The organism is Bacillus sp. SIMBA_005, from assembly GCF_046535585.1.
GTDB lineage: Bacteria > Bacillota > Bacilli > Bacillales > Bacillaceae > Bacillus > Bacillus pumilus.
Genome location: NZ_JAWRWI010001235.1, coordinates 1 through 233 on the forward strand (window position 1 = coordinate 1; position 233 = coordinate 233).

A 233-nucleotide genomic window follows, 5' to 3' on the forward strand; every position below is an offset into this window, starting at 1 on the left:
GGTGAAGATAACCACGCTCGAACCGGAGCCGGATGCAGCCTTGTCGATGTTCGGGGCAGTGCTCACATCATCGACGGTCAGCGACCAGTTGCCGGCCGACTCGATAATCAGCTGCGTGATCATCGACCCTTCGTTGATGTTGACGAGATGCGAGCCGGAGTATGCGCCGATTTCGTTCACGATCAGCGATTCGGCTCCGTTCGACTTGAGCACCGTGTTCCGACTGCAGTCCC

The 233-nt window shown here is 58.4% G+C and carries 1 protein-coding gene; it reads right to left on the bottom strand.

The features are described from left to right. Positions 1–213 (bottom strand): hypothetical protein (locus SB660_RS24010; RefSeq protein ID WP_410585137.1); only part of this gene is annotated, 213 nt, incomplete at its 3' end. Positions 214–233 lie beyond the last annotated feature (20 nt).